18 protein-coding genes are annotated in these 19034 nt (G+C 62.5%); 10 read left to right on the top strand and 8 right to left on the bottom strand.

Going from position 1 to position 19034, the window contains the following annotated elements:
- Positions 1–75 precede the first annotated feature (75 nt).
- Positions 76–2661: an ATP-dependent chaperone ClpB gene (clpB, locus tag BIO17B3_RS03665; RefSeq protein WP_156053069.1), complete on the top strand. Its 2586-nt coding sequence runs from the start codon at positions 76–78 to the stop codon at positions 2659–2661.
- A gap of 36 nt (positions 2662–2697) precedes the next feature.
- On the opposite strand, the gene BIO17B3_RS03660 is transcribed toward clpB, so the two are convergent.
- Positions 2698–3654: a hypothetical protein gene (locus BIO17B3_RS03660; protein ID WP_156053068.1), complete on the bottom strand. Its 957-nt coding sequence runs from the start codon at positions 3652–3654 to the stop codon at positions 2698–2700.
- Between the two features lie 270 nt (positions 3655–3924).
- Here BIO17B3_RS03660 and BIO17B3_RS03655 point away from each other — a divergent pair, with 270 nt between their 5' ends.
- On the top strand, positions 3925–4551 hold the full coding sequence (locus BIO17B3_RS03655; RefSeq protein ID WP_156053067.1) for an SCO family protein: 627 nt from the start codon (positions 3925–3927) through the stop codon (positions 4549–4551).
- Between the two features lie 6 nt (positions 4552–4557).
- On the opposite strand, the gene BIO17B3_RS03650 is transcribed toward BIO17B3_RS03655, so the two are convergent.
- Positions 4558–4806, bottom strand: coding sequence for a hypothetical protein (locus BIO17B3_RS03650; protein WP_156053066.1), 249 nt, complete (start codon positions 4804–4806; stop codon positions 4558–4560).
- 162 nt (positions 4807–4968) lie between these two features.
- Between BIO17B3_RS03650 and BIO17B3_RS03645 the strand changes: the two genes are divergently transcribed.
- Positions 4969–5595 (top strand): SCO family protein, encoded by a 627-nt coding sequence (locus tag BIO17B3_RS03645; RefSeq protein WP_156053065.1) that lies wholly within the window; start codon positions 4969–4971, stop codon positions 5593–5595.
- Positions 5596–5667: 72 nt separating this feature from the next.
- On the opposite strand, the gene BIO17B3_RS03640 is transcribed toward BIO17B3_RS03645, so the two are convergent.
- The 4 genes from BIO17B3_RS03640 to BIO17B3_RS03625 form a co-directional block, all read right to left on the bottom strand.
- Positions 5668–7467: a TRAP transporter large permease subunit gene (locus BIO17B3_RS03640; protein ID WP_156053064.1), complete on the bottom strand. Its 1800-nt coding sequence runs from the start codon at positions 7465–7467 to the stop codon at positions 5668–5670.
- Complete coding sequence (locus tag BIO17B3_RS03635) at positions 7468–8061, bottom strand: TRAP transporter small permease subunit (protein WP_156053063.1); 594 nt, start codon at positions 8059–8061, stop codon at positions 7468–7470.
- A gap of 244 nt (positions 8062–8305) precedes the next feature.
- Positions 8306–9382 carry a selenide, water dikinase SelD gene (gene selD / locus BIO17B3_RS03630; RefSeq protein ID WP_156053062.1) on the bottom strand — a complete coding sequence of 359 codons (1077 nt, stop codon included), beginning with the start codon at positions 9380–9382 and terminating at the stop codon, positions 8306–8308.
- An 18-nt stretch (positions 9383–9400) separates the two neighbouring features.
- A complete protein-coding gene (locus BIO17B3_RS03625) occupies positions 9401–10300 on the bottom strand; it encodes a LysR family transcriptional regulator (RefSeq protein WP_156053061.1) in 900 nt (299 codons plus the stop codon).
- A gap of 279 nt (positions 10301–10579) precedes the next feature.
- On the opposite strand from BIO17B3_RS03625, the gene iscR reads away from it, so the two are divergent.
- The 7 genes from iscR (at position 10580) to fdx (ending at position 16301) form a co-directional block, all read left to right on the top strand.
- The gene (gene iscR, locus BIO17B3_RS03620) at positions 10580–11116 is read left to right on the top strand and encodes a Fe-S cluster assembly transcriptional regulator IscR (protein WP_013105368.1); all 537 of its coding nucleotides are present in this window, start codon (positions 10580–10582) and stop codon (positions 11114–11116) included.
- 121 nt (positions 11117–11237) lie between these two features.
- Positions 11238–12458, top strand: a complete 1221-nt coding sequence (locus BIO17B3_RS03615) for an IscS subfamily cysteine desulfurase (RefSeq protein ID WP_013105369.1) — start codon at positions 11238–11240, stop codon at positions 12456–12458.
- 119 nt (positions 12459–12577) lie between these two features.
- Entirely contained in the window at positions 12578–13003 is a 426-nt protein-coding gene (gene iscU / locus BIO17B3_RS03610; RefSeq protein WP_041609169.1) for a Fe-S cluster assembly scaffold IscU, read from the top strand.
- Between the two features lie 45 nt (positions 13004–13048).
- Positions 13049–13372, top strand: a complete 324-nt coding sequence (gene iscA, locus BIO17B3_RS03605) for an iron-sulfur cluster assembly protein IscA (protein WP_013105371.1) — start codon at positions 13049–13051, stop codon at positions 13370–13372.
- A gap of 48 nt (positions 13373–13420) precedes the next feature.
- A complete protein-coding gene (hscB, locus tag BIO17B3_RS03600) occupies positions 13421–13957 on the top strand; it encodes a Fe-S protein assembly co-chaperone HscB (protein ID WP_156053060.1) in 537 nt (178 codons plus the stop codon).
- 89 nt (positions 13958–14046) lie between these two features.
- Positions 14047–15942: a Fe-S protein assembly chaperone HscA gene (gene hscA / locus BIO17B3_RS03595; protein WP_156053059.1), complete on the top strand. Its 1896-nt coding sequence runs from the start codon at positions 14047–14049 to the stop codon at positions 15940–15942.
- A 20-nt stretch (positions 15943–15962) separates the two neighbouring features.
- On the top strand, positions 15963–16301 hold the full coding sequence (gene fdx / locus BIO17B3_RS03590) for an ISC system 2Fe-2S type ferredoxin (protein WP_013105374.1): 339 nt from the start codon (positions 15963–15965) through the stop codon (positions 16299–16301).
- 11 nt (positions 16302–16312) lie between these two features.
- Here fdx and BIO17B3_RS03585 read toward each other — a convergent pair whose 3' ends face one another.
- Together BIO17B3_RS03585 and BIO17B3_RS03580 are read right to left on the bottom strand one after the other, a co-directional pair.
- The gene (locus BIO17B3_RS03585) at positions 16313–17722 is read right to left on the bottom strand and encodes an exonuclease domain-containing protein (protein WP_156053058.1); all 1410 of its coding nucleotides are present in this window, start codon (positions 17720–17722) and stop codon (positions 16313–16315) included.
- 71 nt (positions 17723–17793) lie between these two features.
- A complete protein-coding gene (locus tag BIO17B3_RS03580) occupies positions 17794–18924 on the bottom strand; it encodes an OmpP1/FadL family transporter (protein ID WP_232054175.1) in 1131 nt (376 codons plus the stop codon).
- Positions 18925–19034 lie beyond the last annotated feature (110 nt).

Here is a 19034-nt window from a genome sequence, read left to right as displayed (position 1 = left end):
CTGCCCTGACACCGTCGCGCTTGAAAATATCCTCCTGACGCCGTATCTACAGGGCAGTTCAAGACGGAGGATTCCATGCGGATCGAAAAACTCACCACCCAGTTTCAGGAGGCACTGGCCGAGGCGCAATCGCTTGCGGTCAATCACGGCAACGCCTATATCGAGCCGGTGCATTTGCTGCACGCCTTGCTCGGCCAGGACGGCCCCAAAGCGCTGCTCGCACGCGCCGGGGTGAATGTGCCGGGGTTGACGGCAGCCACCGCGCAGGCCATCGATCGTCTGCCCGAAGTCGAAGGCACCGATGGCAATGTGCAGGTCAGCCGCGAACTCAATGGCCTTCTCAACATCACCGAGAAAGAAGCCACCAAGCGCAACGATCAGTTCGTCGCCAGCGAATTGTTTTTGCTCGCTGTGGCCGACGACAAGGGTGAGGCCGGACGCATCGCGCGTGAAAACGGCCTCTCCCGCAAGTCGCTGGAGTCGGCCATCGAGGCGGTGCGCGGCGGGCAGAACGTCAACAGCGCCGAGGCCGAAGGTGCGCGCGAATCGCTGAAAAAATACACCATCGACCTCACCGAGCGCGCGCGCCAGGGCAAGCTCGATCCGGTGATCGGCCGAGACGACGAAATTCGCCGTGCCATCCAGGTGCTGCAGCGCCGCACCAAAAACAACCCGGTGCTGATCGGCGAGCCGGGCGTGGGCAAGACGGCCATTGTCGAAGGGCTGGCGCAGCGCATCGTCAACGACGAGGTGCCCGACAGCCTGCGCGGCAAACGCTTGCTGGTGCTCGATATCGCCTTGCTGTTGGCCGGGGCCAAGTTTCGCGGCGAGTTCGAGGAGCGGCTGAAAAACGTGCTCAAGGAGTTGTCGCAAGACGCCGGGCAGACCATTGTGTTCATCGACGAGATTCACACCATGGTCGGCGCGGGCAAGGGCGAGGGCGCGATGGACGCGGGCAATATGCTCAAGCCGGCGCTGGCACGCGGCGAACTGCACTGCATCGGCGCGACCACGCTCGACGAATACCGCAAATACATCGAGAAGGACGCCGCGCTGGAGCGCCGCTTCCAGAAGGTGATGGTCGATGAGCCCAGCGTGGAAGACACCATCGCCATCCTGCGCGGCCTGCAGGAGAAGTACGAGGTGCACCACGGGGTGGAAATCACCGACCCGGCCATCGTCGCCGCGGCGGAGCTGAGCCACCGCTACATCACCGACCGCTTTCTGCCCGACAAGGCCATCGACTTGATCGACGAGGCCGCGGCCAAGATCAAGATCGAGATCGACTCCAAGCCGGAGGCGATGGACAAGCTCGATCGCCGGCGCATTCAGCTCAAGATCGAGCGCGAAGCGGTGAAGCGCGAGAAGGATGAGGCTTCGCAAAAGCGCCTGGCACTGATCGAGGAAGAACTCGCCAAGCTCGACCGCGAGTACGCCGATCTGGACGAAATCTGGAAGGCCGAAAAGGCCGCGGTGCAGGGTTCGGCCGCGATCAAGGAAGAGATCGACAAAATCCGTTTCGAGATCGAGGAACTCAAGCGCAAGGGCGATTTCAACAAGGTGGCCGAGCTGCAATACGGCCGCCTGCCGGAGTTGGAGCGCAAGCTGCATGAGGCGCAGGCCAAGGAAACCGCGGACGGCGACCAGCCGCAGGCGCGGCGCCTGCTGCGCACCCAGGTGGGCGCGGAGGAAATCGCCGAGGTCGTGTCACGCGCGACCGGCATTCCGGTGTCCAAGCTGGTGCAGGGCGAGCGCGACAAGCTGGTCCATATGGAAGAGCGCCTGCACCGCCGCGTGGTGGGGCAGGACGAGGCGATTCGCGCGGTGTCCGACGCCATTCGCCGCTCGCGCGCCGGGCTGTCCGATCCGCGCAGGCCGTATGGTTCTTTCCTCTTCCTCGGCCCGACGGGCGTGGGCAAGACCGAACTGACCAAGGGACTGGCCGAGTTCCTGTTCGACACCGACGAGCACATCGTGCGCCTCGATATGAGCGAGTTCATGGAGAAGCATTCGGTCGCCCGACTCATCGGCGCGCCGCCCGGCTATGTGGGCTATGACGAAGGCGGTTATCTCACCGAAGCCGTGCGCCGCAAGCCCTACAGCGTGGTGCTGTTCGACGAGGTGGAGAAAGCGCATCCGGACGTGTTCAACGTGCTGCTGCAGGTGCTCGACGACGGGCGGCTCACCGACGGTCAGGGCCGCACCGTGGACTTCAAGAACACGGTGATTGTGATGACCAGCAATCTGGGCTCGCATCAGATCATGGCGATGAGCGGCCAACCGCAGCAGGCCATCCGCGATGCGGTGTGGGAGGAGGTGAAGGCGCATTTCCGTCCGGAGTTTCTCAACCGCATCGACGAGGTGGTGGTGTTCCACGCTCTGGGTGAGAAAGAGATCGCGGATATCGCGCGCATCCAGTTGCGCGGTCTGGAAGGGCGACTGGCGCAGCTCGATATGCGGCTGGATGTCAGCAGCGAAGCACTGGCCGAGATTGCCCGAGAAGGCTTCGATCCGGTGTTCGGCGCACGGCCGCTCAAGCGGGCGATTCAGCAGCGCATCGAGAACCCGCTGGCCAAGCTGATTCTCGAAGGCCGCTTCGGTCCGAAGGATGTGATTCCGGTCAACCTCAAAAACGGTCAGATCGTGTTCGAACGGGGCTGAACACCGGCCAGGGTGACCGGCTGAAGGGCGGAGCGTTCAGCTTTTCAGCCACTTGAGGAAGTCGGCATAGGCCTTCGGGCTGCCGACTTCCCATCCGGTGAGGCCCAGGGCTTTGTTGGCCCGCTCCGAAGCCGCGCCGAGCAAATCGGCGCGCACTTTGGCCACCGAGTCCTCCGGCACGCTTGGGGCGGCCAGTACCGCCCACATGGGCATGGGCTGATGCTGCAACAATACGCCGCCCTCGGCCAGCCACTGCTTAGAGACCACGGGGGTCACCACCCCGATGGCCGCAACATGCATGTCGCGCATCAGACCTGTGACCGCATTCTGCGTTTTGACGTGGACAACTTTGGGCAGCTGCTTGGCATGCCCCAGCCACAGCTTTTGCGCAATCATGTCCACCAGGCTGCCCTTTTGCGGCGCAAGCAACACCGCCGACGGCGAATTCCACACCGCGTCGGGTGAGATGCAGGTCTCCGGCACAGCGGTGCTGAGCCCGAGCACGCTCAGACTGCCGCCGCCAACGAGAATTTTCCCGGCCTGATTGGGACATTGCCGGGCGATCAGATCGGTGCCGAAGTGCATCGTGTCTTTGCCCACGGCAACCAGCTGCCAGCCCTTGGCCAGCAGGGCGGCAGTCAGGTTGGGCGGTTTGACAAAGGCAAAGCTGTAGCTGCTCGCCTCGGAACTCGCCTGCGCGGTCTTGAGGTCGAAGTTCGGTAACCACAATACCTTGCGGCTGACAGCGTTGCTGACGACATCGCTGAGTGTCTGCCCGATGACATTCAGGGCTTGTTGGTTTTCAGCGGCCAGTCCAAACTGAAAGCCCATGAGCAAGGGCGCTGCGGATGCGGCCGCAGGCGTTGGCGCGGCCTCGGCCTGGCGGGTCGCCAGGCCACCACAGAACAAGCTGACCAGCAGCACGCCCACGGCGGCAAATGAGAGGATGGGGCGCGTTTGCCCTGGATCTGTGTGCAGATGGGAAGAGAACATGATGTGGTGGGGCCCCGTGGACAGTCAGGCGACTTGTGAGCGTTGAATTGCACCGGGAAGTGGCGCAACGGGTCGGCTTCGATTTCAGTGCGCTGCTGTAATACATTGAATGAGACGCCTCACTTTACAGTTGGGCTGAGTTTGGCCGATCAGGAGTTTCCCTGGGGCTGACAGAATGTGAAGTCTGTGCGTGCATGTGTTTGCGCCGAACTCGCACGTTGTCGGCAGACTCCACCACAGCACAGAAACAAAGATCGGGAGCCTGGGGGAATGGTTGCTTTCAAATGGATGTTGATGAGCGCGCTGGTTCTGGCGTTCTCAGGTTGTGCCCAGCAGCCGCATGAACAGAAATGGGCGATGGACTACATCGGTCCGAAAATCATGCAGCCGCTGCAATTCACCGATATGGCTTCGAGCAGCGGCAAGCTGGAGTCGTCCAAGGACTTTCTCGGCAAGGTGGTGGTGCTGTATTTCGGCTACACCCACTGCCCGGACGTCTGCCCGACCACCATGGCGCACCTCGCCCGCGCCGAGCAACTGCTCGGGCCGCAGGGCAAGGACGTGCAGGTGATCTTCGTCACGGTCGATCCCAAGCGCGATACGCCGAAGGTGCTCGATGCCTATGTCCAGGCCTTCATGTCCAGCGCCATCGGTCTGAGCGGCACCGTGGCGCAGACCAAAACGCTGGCGGGTCGCTATCACGTCAGCTATTCCTACGGCAAGCCCGATGCGCATGGCAACTATGTGGTCAATCACAGCGCAGCAATCTATGTGTTCGGCCCCCACGGCAATGGCCGCTTGATCGGCACCGAACTCACGCCGCCCGAAGGCATCGCCCACGACGTGCACCAGCTTCTCGCCGACGCCCACAAAAGCTGGTGGCAAAAGCTGGTTTGACGGCGATTAAGCGCTGCCGCCGCGTGCGAAGCCCTTGACCTGCAAGGGACGATGCGTGTCGTTGACCACGATCACACGTTGCCCCGGCGGCAGGGCGGTGAGGGGCAATGCGTGATGATCGAGCGGGGCGATATGCAGCACATTGATCGCCATCAACGGCGCTTGAGGCGCGCTGGCCGCAACCGTGAGTGCCGCGGTGGCCAGGGTGGTTAGCCCACCGGCCAGCAGGGCTTTGAGAAGGGCGCGCTTGGACATGGCACACTCCAGATGCAGTCAGAACGCTTTGGAGTGGCTGGGTGACGTTTGGTTGCGTCTTGCCCGGTAAAGAGTTGTGACGCGAGTTGTGACGCTCAGCCGAGCCCGGACACGGCACAATGCGAGCCTGTTTGAAAACGAAAGTTTTTTGCGAAATTCACCATGACGTTGCCTCCCATCTTGTCTCAATCTCGATCCCTGTCGCGCCGCCTCGTTTTGCTGGGAGCGCTGGCCTTGCCGCTGGCGGGCTGCGGGCACCACAACAACCAGACCTGGCAGCTCAGCAACATCACCGGAGTGATGCCCAATCTCGAATTCAATCTCACCAACGATCTGGGGCAGAAGGTCACCGCGGAGAACTACAAGGGCAAGGTTGTTTTGCTCTACTTCGGCTACACCCATTGCCCCGATGTTTGTCCGACCACCATGCAGCTCATGTCGAATGTGGTGCAGCAGCTTGGCCCGCAGGGCAAGGATGTCCGTATCCTGTTCGTCAGCGTGGACCCCAAGCGCGACTCCAACACCATACTCAAGGCGTACACCGCAGCATTCAGCCCCAACGCCGTCGGCCTGACCGGCACCATCAAACAGATCGATGATTTGACTCGGCGCTACCGCGTGGCCTTCAGCTATGGCAAGCCCGATGCGCAGGGGAACTATGTGGTGGATCACAGCGCGGGGGTTTACATTTTTGGTCGCAGTGGACGCATTCATCTGCTGGGTTCTGACACCAATCCTCCCGCCGCGTTTGTGCACGACCTCAAGCAACTGATCGCCGACGAGGGCTGACGCAACCGTGCGTTGATGCCAGGAATGAAAAAGGCCCGGAATTCCGGGCCTTTTTCATGGGCGACAACCGCGCTATTTCGCTGCCCCACTCGCCGATGGCTCGGCCTGCAGCGAGCGCATCACCGCAGCGGCGGGGTCTTCCTCTACAGCGGCTGGTGCACTGCCACCTTCGGCCGGGGCAGCCTCTGATGCACCAAAGCTCGGTGGGGCGATGGACTCATAGCTGTTGTCATCAGACGGCCCAATGATCTGCACCTTGTTGATATCGACTTCAGCATGATGGTCCAGGCCGCTGGTGACCAGACCCGGGAAGGCAATGACCAAGCCAACCATGATGATCTGAATCAGCACGAAAGGCACCGCACCCCAGTAGATCTGCCCGGTGGTCACGCGGGCGATGCGCTTGCCGGTCTCCTTGTCGGTGTAGTCGTCCTTGGCCGCGACGCTGCGCAGGTAGAACAGCGCAAACCCGAAGGGCGGGTGCATGAACGAGGTCTGCATATTCACCGCCAGCAGCACGCCGAACCAGATCAGGTCGATGCCCAGCTTCTCCGCGACAGGGCCAAGCAGCGGAATGATGATGAACGACAGCTCGAAAAAGTCGAGGAAGAAGGCCAATACGAACACCAGAATGTTCACGACGATGAGGAAGCCCAGCACACCGCCTGGCAGGCTGGTGAGCAGATGCTCCACCCAGACGCGGCCATCGAGTCCCTGGAACACCAGGTTGAACACCGTGGAGCCGATGAGGATGAACAACACGAAGGTGGAGAGCTTGGTCGTGGTGTTGAGCGCCTGCTTGAGCAGATCGATATTGAGCCGTTTGCGACTAAGCGCCATGATCAGCGCGCCCACGGCGCCCATCGCGCCGCCTTCGGTGGGCGTGGCCACGCCCAGGAAAATGGTGCCCAGCACGAGGAAGATCAGTGTGAGGGGCGGCACCAGAGCGAATGTCACGCGCTCGGCCATCTGCGACAACAGATTGAGTCGGAAGGCTCGGTTGAGCAGCGACAGCACCAGCGAAAGAATCACGCCGAAGGTCATGGCCACGACGATGGTTTCATCCGTCGCAGCAATCACTTCGTGCCCCGCGCGCCAGCTCAGCAGCGCGCTGTAGTTGCGGGCCAGCACGATGCTGGAAATCAACACCACACCAAACAGAATGCCCAGCGAACGCAGGCCGCTATCGCCGTTGGGCTCGCGAATGGTGCGGGCCTCGGGTGGCAGCGCCGGGGCCCATTGCGGTTTAATCAAGGTCACGCCCACGACGTAAGCGAGGTATAAACCCGTGAGCGCGAATCCGGGGATGAACGCACCCTTGTACATATCGCCCACGCTGCGGCCGAGCTGGTCGGCCATGACGATGAGCACCAGCGACGGCGGGATGATCTGCGCCAGCGTGCCTGAAGCGGCGATCACCCCCGAGGCCAGACGGCGGTCATAGCCGTAGCGCAGCATGATGGGCAGCGAGATCAGGCCCATCGAAATCACCGAAGCCGCCACCACGCCTGTGGTTGCCGCCAGCAGCGCACCGACAAAAATCACCGCGATCGCCAGGCCGCCGCGAATCGGGCCGAACAACTGGCCGATGGTTTCCAGCAGGTCTTCGGCCATGCCGCTGCGCTCGAGCAGCAGGCCCATGAAGGTGAAGAAGGGAATGGCCAGCAGGGTGTCGTTCTGCATGATGCCGATGATGCGCAGCGGAATGGCTTCGAGCAGCGCCTGCGGCATCAGCTCGAGTTCCACGCCGATAAAACCGAACAGCAGGCCGCAGGCTGCCAGGCTGAACGCCACCGGAAAGCCGACCAGCAAAAACAGCACCAGCGCCGCGAACATGATGGGCGCGATATTCGCAATGAGAAAGGCGGTCATTTATTGGGCCTCGTTTTTTTTCTGCGCCAACATAAATTCGGCCAGTTCTTCTTCTGCCGTTTTTTCGTTTTTCTTCACCAGCGGGTCGTCGATCAGCCCGCGCAAAAATGCCACGCGCTTGATCAACTCGGACACGCCCTGCAGCCCGAGCAGCGAGAAGCCAATGGGCACGAGGATGTAAACCGGCCAGCGGATCAGCCCGCCGGCATTGCTCGACATCTCGCCCGAGGCGATGGCGTTGATCACCGTGGGCAGCGACAGCCGCACGGTTTCAACCACGAAGGGAAACAGAAAGAACACGATGCCGATGATGTCGATCCAGTTGCGCCCACGCGGCGAGAGCTTGCTGGAGAGCACGTCGATGCGCACATGCTCGTTGTGCAAAAACGTGTAGCCGGCCGCCAGGAGAAACACTGCGGCGAAGAAGTACCACTGAATTTCCAGAAAGGCGTTCGAGCTGTAGTCGAAGGCTTTGCGTACGACCGCATTGAGTGCGCTGATGATGGCCGAAGCAAGAATGAGCCAGAGGGCAAAGCGGCCCACGCGCTCGTTGAGCCAGTCAATCCCGCGGGATAGGGCAAGTAAGGCGTTCAAGACATCTCCCGATTGTTTTGTGAACGAGTCGTTGACGGCTGTTTGTTCAGAGAAGTGTCATGGCAAGGCTTTATTGCATGACAGAGATGAAACAGTCCGCGCCCGAAGTATAAAGATGTAACAGACGCGAACTGAAATTTCCGGGCTCGGGTTTGCCCGCAGGGGAGGGGGTGAAGCAGTCTTGCGCGCGGCGGCGGTAATCGCCGCCGCCGCGCGCAAGAAGGGGGACGCGCGATAACGGTGCTCAGGCGCGCACGTCAATGCCCGGAGTGCCCGCTTTCAATAGGCCGATGGCGGCGGCTTGGGCAAAGCCTTCGTCGCGGAAGGCGCGCAGCACCTCGTCAACCTGATCCGGCGCGCAGCTCACGAGCAGGCCGCCGGAGGTCTGCGGATCGGTGAGCAGCGTTTGAGCCAGCGGCGGCAGATCGGCGGCAAGCGCGACTTCGCCGCCATAGCTGGCCCAGTTGCGGCGCGATGCGCCTGTGATGTGGCCGGCGCTCGCCAGCTCCGCCACGCCTTCGATGAGGGGCACATCGGCGAAGCGCACTTCCGCCCGCAGTCCCGAGCCGCGGCAGACTTCCAGCAGATGGCCGAGCAGGCCGAAACCAGTGACGTCGGTCAGGGCATGCACGCCGGGCAGCAGGGCCAGTTGCTTGCCGGGGGTGTTGAGCTGCGTGGTGTTGGCAATCATGCGCGCGTAGCCCGCGGCATCGAGCGCTTCGCTTTTGAGCGCAGCCGACTGAATGCCCACGCCCAGCGGTTTGCCCAGCACTATCACGTCGCCGGGTCGGGCGCTGTCGTTGCGGCGGATGTGGCTGGGGTGCGCCAGACCCATGACCACCAGTCCGTAAATGGCCTCGACCGAATCGATGCTGTGCCCCCCTGCAATGGGAATGCCGGCCTGCGCGCAAACGGTTTCGCCGCCCCGCAAAATGTCCCCCACGATATCCAGCGGCACCACGCCGATGGGCATGCCCACGAGCGCCAGCGCCATGATGGGCGTGCCGCCCATGGCGTAGATGTCGGAAATGGCGTTGGTCGCGGCGATCCGTCCGAAGTCGAAGGGATCGTCCACGATGGGCATGAAGAAATCGGTCGTGGCAATCAGCGCCTGTTCGGGGTTGAGCAGATACACCGCCGCATCATCCGCAGACTCGTTGCCGACCAGCAGGGCCTCAGGCCTGGGCAGTAGCGGCGCGTGCTTTTTCAGGATTTCGGACAGGACGCCCGGCGCAATCTTGCAGCCGCAACCGCCGCCATGCGACAGCGAGGTGAGGCGGGGGGCGGCGGTTGCGGCAGGGGTGTTGGGAGCTGAGTTCATGGGACAAGGCTTTGTGAATCAGCCAGGAGTAGAAACAAAAGAATCGTCCTGCCAGTTCTGGCAGAACTGCAAAAAGCGTTGCAGCGGCTGGGAGAAGGTCTTTTTCTGATGATGCACGATGTAGAGCGTGCGGTGCATGGGCGGCAGCGGGCTGCGCACGGTGACGAGGTGGCCGTGATCCAGCGCATCGCGCACCAATCGGCGGGGAATACAGGTCAGCCCCAGGCCGGCGATGGCCGCGCCGCGTATGGCCTCCGAACTACCCAGCACCATGGCCCGCTCGAAGCCGTGCAAATGTTCGAGCAGCAGGGTTTCGACGGTTTCGCGGGTGCCCGAACCCGGCTCACGCAGCAGCCAGCGGGCTGCGCGCAACTCCTCCAGACTGACCTCGCGGCCCGCCAGAGGACTGTCTGGGGCGCAAACCACGACCAGCGCATCGCGCAGCCACGGTGCAATGGCCAGGTCGTCGCGGTGACAGGCGCCTTCGACGAGCCCGAGATCGACCTCGAACTGCGCCACGGCCTCGGCGATGGCCTGGGTGTTGCCCACACGCAGACAGAACTGCGCAGCGGGAAACTCACGGCAGAACTCCGCCATGATGCCCGGCAGAATGGCGTTGCCCACGGTGCTGCTCGCGCCGATGCGCAGCGCCGCGGCGCCCGCGCTGAACAGCGCTTCGATGCCGCGGGTCTGGTCGAGGATGGCCATGGCGCGGGGCAACAGCAGGCGGCCGGAGTCATTGAGCACCAGCCGTTTGCCGACCCGGTCGAAGACGCGTTCACCGAGCTGCGCTTCCAGTTCCGCCAGCGCCGCACTGACGGCGGACTGCGACATCGACAGGGTGTCGCCTGCGGCGGTGGCACTGCGGCTGTGCGCAATCTCCACCAGCACTTCCATTTGCCGCAGGGTCAGTCGCATGAGTTTGATCTATTCGTTGGATTGATTTCAAGCCAAGCATAAACCAGACGGCTTGAATACCCACGCAGCCATCACAGAAAAAATTGCCTTCCGTGTCGGAACTTTGGGGCTGGGGAAAAGTCTGAGATGTTGACGAAAAAGATCGGGATTTGTAGAATTAGCCCACTAGTTTCGTCGGGTATTTTCCATTCCGGCACTGTGTAATGTCTGCTGCAAGCCTGCCCAAGGCGGTCGCCCTGACGTTGCAACTGGCCATCATTCATGTTGAGGAGAGCCGCCATGCGACTGACCACCAAAGGACGTTTTGCCGTAACCGCGATGATCGACGTGGCCATGCGTCAACATCTCGGCCCCGTAACTCTGGCCGGCATCAGCCAGCGCCAGCATATTTCCCTTTCTTATCTGGAGCAGCTGTTCGGCAAACTGCGCCGTCATGAGCTGGTGGATTCCGTGCGCGGCCCTGGTGGCGGCTACACGCTCTCGCGCAAATCTGAAGAAATCAGCATTGCCGACATAATCATCGCAGTGGACGAGCCGCTTGACGCCACTCAGTGCGGCGGCAAAGAAAATTGCAACGGGGAAGACAACGGCCCTTGCATGACGCACGACCTCTGGGCGCAGCTCAATGCCAAGATGGTGGAGTTTCTCGATTCGGTCAACCTCAAAGGGTTGGTCGAGCAGAACCTCGCCAAGGGGGTCACGGTGGAAGAAGTGGCCATCACCCGTAAACCCGTGTCTCCGTTGCCGGTGACGGCCAAGCCGATCAAGGTCAAGGCGCCGAACTCGGTGTTCAACCTCGCGCAGACTTTGAATTAAGCCTGGTTTCAAGAGATTTGAGCCCGGCGCTGCGCGCCGGGTACGTGTCGGGTGCATTTCGCGATGAATTTTCGCCGATAACGAGCACACATCCTGAGCATTTCCACTGAGCATTCCCACCATGTCCACCACGCCTCATCTTCCGATTTACATGGACTACGCAGCAACCACGCCCGTGGACCCGCGGGTGGTCGATGCCATGATTCCCTGGCTGCGCGAGCATTTCGGCAACCCGGCGTCTCGTAGTCATGCCTGGGGCTGGGAGGCGGAGGCTGCGGTGGAAAAGGCTCGCGAGCAAGTGGCCGCGCTGATCAACGCCGACGCCAAGGAAATCATCTGGACGTCCGGTGCCACCGAGTCGAACAACCTCGCCATCAAGGGCGCTGCGGAGTTCTATCAAGGCAAGGGCAAGCACATCGTCACCGTCAAGACAGAGCACAAGGCGGTGCTCGATACCGTGCGCGAAATGGAGCGCCGGGGTTTTGAGGCCACCTATCTCGACGTGCAGCCCAACGGTCTGCTCGACCTCGACGTATTCAAGGCGGCGCTGCGGCCCGACACCATTCTGGTTTCGGTCATGCTGGTCAACAACGAGATCGGCGTGATTCAGGACATTCCGGAAATCGGCCGCATCTGCCGCGAGCGCGGCATCATTTTTCATGTCGACGCGGCGCAGGCCACCGGCAAGATGGTGATCGATCTGCAAACTTGGCCCGTCGATCTGATGAGCTTGGCTTCGCACAAGACTTATGGCCCCAAGGGCATCGGCGCGCTGTATGTGCGGCGCAAGCCGCGGGTGCGGCTGATTCCGCAAATGCACGGTGGCGGACACGAGCGCGGCCTGCGCTCGGGCACCCTGCCCACGCATCAGATCGTGGGCATGGGTGAGGCGTTTCGCATCGCCAAGGCCGAACTCGGGGCCAGCATCGAGCGCGCCCGCATGCTGCAGCAGCGCCTGCTCGACGGCCTCAAAGACATCGAAGAGGTTTATGTGAACGGCGACCTCGAGCGCCGCGTGCCGCACAACCTCAACATCAGTTTCAACTATGTCGAGGGCGAATCGCTGATCATGGCGATCAAGGGTATTGCAGTATCCAGCGGCTCGGCCTGCACTTCCGCCAGCCTGGAGCCCTCGTATGTGTTGCGCGCCCTGGGCCGCAGCGATGAGCTGGCGCATTCCTCGCTGCGCATGACCATCGGTCGCTACACCACCGAAGAGGAAATCGACTCCGCCGTGCGTCAGCTGCGCGAGAGTGTGGCCAAGCTGCGTGATCTCTCGCCCCTCTGGGACATGTACAAGGAAGGCATCGATATCAGCACCATCCAGTGGGCGGCGCACTGAGCTCCTTGCGGCTAAGCGCCTATCTGCATCAGGGTTGTGCAAATAGCCGACAATAGAGATCGGAATTATTGGATGTGTCGTTCGCCGCTTCCGGCGAGCGCTTCGAGGAGGACAAGATCATGGCTTACAGTGACAAAGTGGTGGACCATTATGAAAACCCGCGTAACGTGGGCTCTTTTTCCAAGGACGACCCGCAGGTCGGCACCGGCATGGTGGGCGCTCCGGCGTGTGGCGATGTGATGAAGCTGCAGATCCGCGTCAACGATCAAGGCGTGATCGAAGATGCCCGCTTCAAAACCTACGGCTGCGGTTCGGCCATAGCCTCGTCTTCGCTGGTGACCGAGTGGGTCAAGGGCAAGACGCTCGATCAAGCGCTTGAAATTCGCAACAGCCAGATCGCCGAAGAACTGGCGCTGCCGCCGGTCAAGATTCATTGCTCCATCCTGGCCGAGGACGCCATCAAGGCCGCAGTGAGCGATTACCAGCAGCGTCATGGTCGTACTGCCGGGCAAGCGCTAGCCACTGAGCAGGCCCAGGCAGCCTGAGCGCGCTCAATTAGACGTAGACCAAGGGAATCGAGGGAACTGAAGATGTCAGTCACATTGACCGAGCGCGCGGCCGAGCAGGTGCAGCGCCATCTCGCCAAGCGGGGTGCGGGGCTGGGAGTGCGCCTGGGCATCAAGACCACCGGCTGCTCCGGCATGGCCTATAAGCTCGAATTCGTCGATCAAGCGTCTGAGGAAGATCAGGTGTTCGACAGCCACGGTGTCAAGATTCTGGTCGATCCCAAGAGCCTGGCCTACGTGGACGGCACCGAGCTTGATTTCGTGCGCCAGGGCTTGAACGAAGGCTTCCAGTTCAACAACCCCAACGAAAAAGATCGCTGCGGCTGCGGCGAGTCGTTCCGGGTTTGAGCGGCTTCGGCGCCTTGCTCATGGACGTCGCTCGGCGCCTTTGATCTGATGGATCTCGCTCAGTCTTATTTCGCCCTGTTCGGCCTTCCCGAAACCTTTTCCCTCGACGCAGCGCAGTTGGAACGGGCGCGGCTCGCGGTGCAGTCGCAAGTGCATCCCGACCGATTCGCCTCCGGGTCGGATCGCGACAAGCGCTTGGCCATGCAGATGGCGGCGCAAGCCAACGCGGCCTTCCTCACCCTCAAGAACCCGGTTCAGCGCGCGTCCTACCTGTGCGAGCGGCGTGGCGTGGCGGTGCAGGCAGAGAACAACACCGCCATGCCGACCGAATTTCTGATGCAGCAGATGCAATGGCGCGAAGCGCTCGATGAGTTGCGGGAAGCGGCCGATGCAAGCGGGCTTGAGACCTTGCGGGCCGAGGTGCAGGCGCAGCGCGCTCAGCGCATCGAAGCCATTCGTCAGGCGCTCGATGAACAGAACGCCCCTCAAGCGGCCGCCGAGCAGGTGCGCGCCCTGTTGTTTCTCGACCGTTTTGTCGAAGAGCTGCGGCGCACGGCCGATTCCTTGCCGCAGCCCTCCGCTTGATGCCCGTTTGATACTCGATTGATTTCATTTCCTCGCTCCGGCACCTCGATTCAACACTGGCCGAGCTGAGCGATTACCTCCCTTTTGCCATGGCCCTGTTGCAAATCTCCGAACCCGGACAATCGCCCGACCCGCACCAGCACCGACGTGCCGTGGGCATTGATCTGGGCACCACGCATTCGCTCGTCGCCGCCGTGCTCAGCGGCTCACCGCAATGTCTGCCTGATGCGCAGGGAGAGGTGCTGCTGCCCTCCGTGGTGCACTACCACGCTGATGGCCGCGCCGAAGTGGGCCTGCGCGCGCGTGAAGAGCAGGCGCTCGATCCGGCCAATACCCTCGTTTCGGTCAAACGCTATATGGGTCGCAGCCCGAGCGATCTGCCGCCGACGGCGCTCGCGCATTACCGCATCAATCACGATGCGCGCATGGTCCGATTCCAGACCGCCGCTGGCGAGATGACGCCGGTTCAAGTCTCGGCCGACATCCTGCGCGTGCTGCGCTGGCGTGCTGAAGACACGCTGGGCGGCGAGCTGGTCGGTGCGGTGATCACCGTGCCCGCCTACTTCGACGATGCCCAGCGTCAGGCGACCAAAGACGCCGCGCAACTCGCGGGTTTGCATGTGCTGCGCCTTATCAACGAACCCACGGCCGCGGCGCTGGCCTACGGCCTCGATCATGGCGCCGAAGGTCTGTATGTCATTTACGACCTGGGCGGAGGTACCTTCGATCTTTCCGTGCTGCGGCTGAGCAAAGGAGTGTTCGAAGTGGTCGCCACCAGCGGCGACACAGCGCTGGGCGGTGACGATTTCGACCAGCGCATCGAGGCGCTGATGCGGCAGCAGGCCGGCAATCCCGAGCTGTCAGCCAGCCTGCAACGGCGGTGGCGCATGGCCGCACGCCAAGCCAAAGAACCGCTGAGCGCGGCCAGCTCGGTGGAATACACCGTGGCACTGGCCGATGGGGCCTCTCACACCGGCACTTTGCAGCGCGACGATTTCGAGCAGGCCAGCGCCGATCTGGTGAAACGCACCCTTGCGCTGTTGCGCCGCGCTTTGAGCGATGCGCAGGTCAGTGCCTCAGACGTGCAGGGCGTGGTGCTCGTGGGCGGCGCCACGCGCATGCCCATGATTCGCCAGGCGGTTGCGCGCGTCATGGGCAAGGCGCCGCTCACCGATCTCAATCCTGACGAAGTGGTGGCGCTGGGCGCAGCCATTCAGGCCAACGCGCTGGCGGGCAATGCCGGGGCCGACGATGTATTGCTGCTCGATGTCATTCCCCTGTCGCTGGGCGTCGAAACCATGGGCGGGCTGGTCGAGCACATTCTGCCGCGCAACAGCACCATTCCTCAGGCGCGAGCGCAAGACTTCACCACCTTCCGCGACGGGCAGACCGCCATGGCCATTCATGTGGTGCAGGGCGAGCGCGAACTGGTGAGCGACTGTCGTTCGCTGGCGCGCTTCGAGCTGCGCGGCATTCCGCCCATGGTGGCGGGCGCCGCGCGTATCCGCGTGACCTTCGCCGTCGACGCCGACGGTCTGCTCGAAGTCAGCGCGCAAGAGCTGACCACCGGCGTGCAGGCCCAGGTGCAGGTCAAACCGGCTTACGGCCTGGACGACGCGCAAATAGCGCAGATGCTGCACGACAGCGTGGCCCACGCCCAAGATGACCGCGACGCCCGCATGCTGCAGGAAGCGCGGGTGGACGCTCAGGCCCTGCTGGCCGCCACACGCAACGCCATGCAGCTCGACCGCGATCTGCTGAGCGAGCAGGAAGTCGCGCAGATTCACACGGACATGGCCGCGCTGGCGCAGGCCGAACAAGGCGGCGACATCGATCAGATCCGCCTCGCCACCGAGGCGCTGACGCGGCAGACCGATGCGTTTGCCGAGCGGCGCATGAACCGCAGCATTCAACGCGCGCTGGCGGGTCAATCCGTCGATCAGATCGCGCAGCTCACCGACACGCCGTCCAGCACGGCGTCCTGAGACTTTTCTCGATTCTCACCATGCCCATCATCACGGTTCTGCCGCATCCCGAATACTGCCCGCAAGGCAAACAAGTCAGCGCCGGGCGCGGCACCTCGATTTGCGAGGCCCTGCTGGAAAACGGCGTGCCCATCGAACACGCCTGCGACATGCAATGCGCCTGCACCACCTGTCATGTGGTGGTGCGCAAGGGCTATGACAGCCTGGGTGAACTCGACGAAAGCGAAGAAGATCTGCTCGACCGCGCCTGGGGACTGGAGCCCACCTCGCGTCTATCCTGCCAGGCCATTCTGGCTGACGAAGACGTGACCATCGAGATTCCGAAATACTCGATCAACCACGCCAAGGAACACGGCTGAGCCGTCGCGGTTCACCGCAGGCGGATCAGATCGGGCGGCGGGCCCTTGGCGCCCGCTAAACGGCTCAGCAGCAGACGATAGATGTCCAGGTCGAAGCCGCCGCTGTCGGCCTCGCGTCGGCCCTCCATCAACTCGGCCAGATCGTTTTCGCAACGCGCCGTGCCCAGATGCCGCCATTGGTCGAATACATGCACCTCGGTGCGATCCTGCTCAGGGCTGTGCTCGCGCAGCCCGACGGGCCCGTCGTAAGGCCAGGCGCGCAGGCGTTTCGCAGCCAGCGCCAGCAGCAGGCGGGCGTGATGCCGCTCGGCTGATTCGAGGCCACAGCACACCCCCTTGCACTGACCGATTTGCTGCGCGAAGCAGCGGCCCTTGCCCGATTCAAGCCCCAGCGCCTGCGGGCACAGCGCGTGGCGCTGGGCGAGGGCGCGTAAGGCCTCGACGGCCTGTCGCTTGCTCCGGTAACAGCCATACAACTGCGGGAAAAATCGCGGATCGAGTGCGTCACCGCGCACCAGCGTGAGCAGCGGCCGCGCCACGGGATCTTCCGCCAGCCGCCAGGCGCAAAGCTGTCGCTCGCGGCGCAGTTGCCGGTTGAGCAGGGGCTGCAGTTCCTTGATGAGCCGCATCTCCAGCAGCAGGGCGCCAAACTCACCCGCCGTCTCGCGCCATTCGACCCGCCGCACCTCCTGCGCCAGGCGCAATTCCCGCGCGTCGCGGTGATCCGCCTGAAAGTGCGACAGCACCCGGGCGCGCAGACGCACGCTCTTGCCGATGTAGAGCGGCACTTCACCTTCGCCGTAGAACAGATAGACCCCGGACGCTTCGGGAATGTCGTCCACCGGGGTTTCCAGATGCGGCGGCAGGCTCGCACTGCCGCGCAACAACTCCAGAGCCGCAGTCTGCACCGAGGCAGGGCCAAGTTCCGTCTGGGCGATATGTAGCCATTGATGCAGTAGCTCAACATCGCCCATCGCCCGGTGGCGCGCCGTGGTGTGCAGCCCGTGGCGGCGCATGATGGCGTCCAGCCCATGCCCGCGGGCCTGCGGGTAGAGCTTGCGCGACAGGCGTACGGTGCATAAGGTTTTCACCCGCAGATCCACTCCTTCGCGCGCCGCGGCCTGCTTCAGAAAACCGTGGTCGAAGCGCACGTTATGCGCCACGAGCACGGCGCCGTCCAACGCGGCGAGTAGTTCGGGCAGCACCTCGCCAAACGCCGGAGCTCCCGCCACCATGGCGTCGTCGATGCCAGTGAGCTGCTGGATGAAAGGCGGAATGCGCTGCCCCGGATTGACCAGCCGACTCCACTTCGCGACCACTTCCCCCTGCTCAACCCGCATGACCGCCACTTCGGTGATGCGATTGAGCACCGGATTAGAGCCGGTGGTTTCGAGATCGAGCAGAACGTAGCAGGGCAGCATGGCTGGAATTGTCGGGGAAACGGGAATAAAAAAACCGCAGCCGAGGCCGCGGTTTTCTGGGTTGGGGCGAATCAGAACTTCCAGCCCACCGACACGCCCAGAGTGTTCTGGGACATGGACAGGTCCTCGGTGCCACCGGGGCCATAAGGCGGCGGTGCGAGATTGCCAGTCACGTCGCTCTTGAAGGCGTGGATGTAATCGGCCGAGACTTCCATCGTGTTGCTCACAGCGTAGGTCATGCCCAGCGTGAGGTGATCCTTGATCACCCCAGGAGCAATGGTGTTGAAGAACACATTCTGCGAGGTGACCGGATTGTCGCTGTGGTTCCACCCGGCGCGCACCGTCAAAGCCTGGTCGATCGCATAAGCCACGCCGAGTTTGACAACGGTGATGTTTTTCCAGCCGAAGCCAGGGCCATTCGGGGCGCCAAGGGGGTTCTGCAGAAAGGTGGTCGATGTGTTGCCGATCGCGCTGACGTCGCTGTAGAGAATGCGTTCAACATCACCAGCAACCGTCAGCGGGCCAGTTTTCCAGGCAAAGCCGATACCGTAATTCGCCGGAATATCAAAGCTGCCGCTGTCAGCAAACAGACCGCTGTATTTGCTGAATTTGCTCATGTGCGTCTTGGGCTGATAGGTGGCGCCAAGCGAGAAACCGGGTGCCAGTTCGCCAATCCAGCCGATGCGCACGCCGACGCCATTGGAGGAATCGTGTCCGTTATCCGTCAGATTCGAGTGGGATTGCGATGCCATAGAAAAAGCACCCAGGCCATTTGCTCGGAAGGTTTGATGCACCAAATTCACTGCCACGCCGATGGTTTGAGTCGGCGTTACGCGCCAGGCGAAACTGGGCGAAATGAACATCTGTTGCAGATCGACGCCGGCGCCATTGGCCAGACCCGTCATGGATCCGCCGATGTTGCTGTAGCCCGAGTTCATCCCGCCGTTGCCATACAAGCTCACGCCAGCCGACATGGTCGGGTTGATCATGTAGTTGGCGCCGATTTCCGGGATGATGAAGTTCTGCTGATCATTGCCGCTGTAGGTCGTGCCGTTGATTTTGGCCTCACGGTTCGGGCGGAACAGACTGAGCCCACCGTCAACACGATTACCAATCAGGGCCATGCCAGCCGGGTTGGTAGCGGCGGCCAGCGCGTCTTGTGGCAGGGCGATGCCCACGCCGCCCATGCCGTTGGCCTTCACGCTGAAGCCGGGCTGGAAGTACCCGTCGGTCGCGTGCGCTGCGGGAAGTGCGATGCCGGCCAGGGCCAGCGAGAGTGCCAGTTTTTTCAGATGCATTCTTTTGTCTCCTA

The organism is Thiomonas sp. OC7 (assembly GCF_900634595.1).
Taxonomy (GTDB): Bacteria; Pseudomonadota; Gammaproteobacteria; order Burkholderiales; family Burkholderiaceae_C; genus Thiomonas; species Thiomonas arsenitoxydans.
Note: the sequence above shows the minus strand (reverse complement) of the source record. Positions and strands in the feature narration are given on the sequence as shown.